Raw genomic sequence first — 656 nt, forward strand, 5'->3', positions numbered from 1 at the left:
TCCCACAGGCCGGTGATATGGCCATGGTCATCGATCAGTGTGCCCAGGTGACGGTGCACGTCACTCATGTCGCCCTGGAAGGTGATGATGTCGGACAGTACCGGGCGGCCAGCGTGGCGATGCTCGTAGTGCAGCATGCAACCGGCATCGTTCTGCAGCAGGACCTTCTGCAGGTAGTAGCGATCCCCCACGCGCAGGTAATGCTCCTTGCGCACAAAGCCGCGGCAGATCACCAACTCGTCTTCGCCACTGCGCACCAGCAGCAGGTCTTCGATGGCGTTGTACTTCGCCTTCTCGACCTTGGGCAGGTCGAACGCGTGGCTGCGACCATCGTAGTCGTGGAACAACAGCCCTTTACCGATCACGTCGATGCAGGTGGTGAACGGCGTGACCCAGCGGGCCCCCAGGCTGCCCTGGTCATACTGCTCCAGGCGCGAGTGGTAGATGCGCTGCCATTCGATGGGGAATGGCCCCGGCAGGCTGAAATCGGAGTGGATGATGAATTCCGAACCGATGGCAAAGCTGATGTGGCTGCCGGAGTGCGCCGGGGGTGGCGGCCGCGGGATCGGGCAGGTATCGGGCAGCGGGCTGGTGGAGGCAACGGCCTCGTGCTGCTTCTCGCTCGCCCCCAACTCTCCCTTGCCCTTCTCGCGCTC

At 63.4% G+C, this 656-nt stretch carries 1 protein-coding gene; it reads right to left on the bottom strand.

Annotated elements, in window-relative coordinates:
• Nucleotides 1-656 (bottom strand): DUF6531 domain-containing protein (locus KUO17_RS26440; RefSeq protein WP_255263820.1); only part of this gene is annotated, 656 nt, incomplete at both ends.

The organism is Pseudomonas aegrilactucae, assembly GCF_019168305.1.
Lineage (GTDB): Bacteria > Pseudomonadota > Gammaproteobacteria > Pseudomonadales > Pseudomonadaceae > Aquipseudomonas > Aquipseudomonas aegrilactucae.